This window comes from Cedecea sp., assembly GCF_036500665.1.
Classification (GTDB): Bacteria; Pseudomonadota; Gammaproteobacteria; order Enterobacterales; family Enterobacteriaceae; genus Cedecea.
The window spans coordinates 1-2100 of sequence record NZ_DASYBS010000103.1; the positions used below are offsets into that span (position 1 = coordinate 1).

2 protein-coding genes and 1 pseudogene are annotated in these 2100 nt (G+C 51.3%); all 3 read right to left on the reverse strand.

Annotated features, from left to right (window positions below):
- Positions 1 to 899 (reverse strand): tyrosine-type recombinase/integrase (locus tag VGM55_RS17190; RefSeq protein ID WP_331636127.1); only part of this gene is annotated, 899 nt, incomplete at its 3' end.
- Positions 838 to 1116, reverse strand: a complete 279-nt coding sequence (locus tag VGM55_RS17195; protein ID WP_331636128.1) for a DUF4224 domain-containing protein — start codon at positions 1114 to 1116, stop codon at positions 838 to 840. The genes VGM55_RS17190 and VGM55_RS17195, both read right to left, overlap by 62 nt.
- Before the next feature lie 69 nt (positions 1117 to 1185).
- Positions 1186 to 1803 (reverse strand): annotated as a pseudogene (locus tag VGM55_RS17200) (3'-5' exonuclease); the annotation flags it as partial.
- Positions 1804 to 2100 lie beyond the last annotated feature (297 nt).

Here is a 2100-nt window from a genome sequence, read left to right on the forward strand (position 1 = left end):
TCCGAAATAGCCTTGGCTTTGATGTCGTGAAACGTTCCCGGAACAGAACGACCAAGCTTGATCGCTGCTGCTTTCTTCGCTTTGTTCCACCAGGTATTGAAGGTTTTCTTATTCATGGCACCACCGGATGGCCCCGGGATCAGATAACCTGCTGGCGCTCTTCCGGATAAATGTTGAATAGCCAGGTCGACTGCTGCTCTGAGGCGAGGGGACCACTGCTTAATCTGCTTTTTGCCGGTTTTGTTCTGCTCAATAAAAATCCCTTCATGCCGGATGTCAGCAAGCCGCAAATCCAGAACGTCCCCCTCGCGCGCGGCACAAAGATATGAAATTTCCATGGCCACCTGCACCTCCGGGGGGGCGCACTCATAAATAGCCAGATAATCTTCATCGGGAATATAAACGTCCCGGTCGGTGAGGGTAAACTTCCGGATCCCTTTACAGGGATTCCCCTTCACATATCCCCGCTCAAAGCCCCAGCCAAACACCCGGGACATGCTGGCCACTTCCTGGTTAGCCTGGGTCTTGCTGCTGACACCGCGCTTATCCATAAAAATGCGGACCTGCTCAATCTTAATATCGTCAGCTTTCATTTTGCCAAACACGGCCAGAAGCTGTTTCTGATGCTGGTGGTAATCCTTTTGAGTACGTGGGGCGCGCTCAGTGAATGCCGGGCTCCCGATAAACATTGCCCACAGCCGGGCGAATGTCATCACGTCATGGCGTTTAGCCTTCTCTTCTTCGTATCGTTGCCATAGTTTTGAAATTGATGTTTCACGAATTTTCCCCAGGCAAATACTGAGCGTGGTTCCCTTTGGTTTCCAGATGTAGCTGTATTTATTTTTTGATACCCGCGGTGGAAGATGAGTATCTTTCGGATCTTTTCTTGGCCTGCCCATAGATAGCGTCGAAGTCCGGCTCTGTTGCAACATATTCGTCAACCTTTGGTAGTTCGGTGGTTCCCCGCAAAATGTTTCTGCGCAATACGATTGGGCGATTCCGTCCATCCGTTGTGAAAGGTATGCCGTGGCAGCGCAACTGGCGCTGTTGCTGCGTATAACGCATATAGCCGGTAATTTCCTGAATCTCCTGAGGTGACAGCGTAAGTTCATGCATCGGTCATCTCCTGATGACCGGGCAGGCAGAAGGTACCTGGCCGGTGCGTTCATGAGTGAAAAAGGAAAATCAGTTTTTAATCAGCTGTTGCCAGATGGCTGACACGTATTTAGCCTGATGGCGGGCATCAGCCAGGGCATTATGCTGATCGCCTTCAAACGGGATTTCATAGCGCGGATTAATACCAGCTGCTTTGCCCATTTCGACGATGGTGCGTACGTCCCTGTCATTCCGGAACGACCAGACGGCGGGTATGCCGGTGTGTTTATAAGCGCTGCGTAGCAGGACGTTATCGTATGTCGCTCCATTCCCCCATACCTGAACGCTGGCCGGTCCATTTACCGCGTTTTCGCAGATAAAATCGTTTAGCTGTAGCAGGGCGTCATCCAGAGGTATGGCATCATCCACCAGAATTGCAGAGCGGGCCTCCGCGGACTGTTTCAGCCACCAGAGAATGGTATCGGCATCCGGGCGGCCGCCGAAGGCCATGGAGGACTCAAGGCTAATGACTTTGTAAAACTCGCTGCCCATCCCGCCGGTTTCAGGATTGAAAAATACTGCGCCAACAGAAACTATCGGTGCGTCCGGGTTTGTACCGAACGCTTCCAGGTCAATCATGAGGTGAGTGAACAACTGTGTTTTGGCAACTTCTTTATGGTGAACGGTATCGTTATTCAGGGCATCTGTTATGGCTGTTATCCAGCAGAGCACGTTCTCAGCTTCAGGTGCTTTCAGTCTGGTTTTAATAAAATATACACAGGTGTTCATTGCGTTCGGGCTCCATAAGATTGTAAGATACCCGGCAGCTGATGACTGCCGCTTCAGGTAGTGGTCATTGGTCAAAATGAACCGCCCCGGTTTTCCGGGAGAGTGTTTTGTCTGTGAACTCAGGCTGCCAGATCCTTATTCCCGATGGAAGCGTACCAGGCCTTTTCCGCTTCTGCCGGTGGGATATGACCCAGCCGTTCCAGTAACCGTTTGTTG

Bases quoted from the DNA above. Each gene is read 5' to 3' on its own strand.
- VGM55_RS17195 (WP_331636128.1), bottom strand. From the start codon at position 1,116: ATGCATGAACTTACGCTGTCACCTCAGGAGATTCAGGAAATTACCGGC.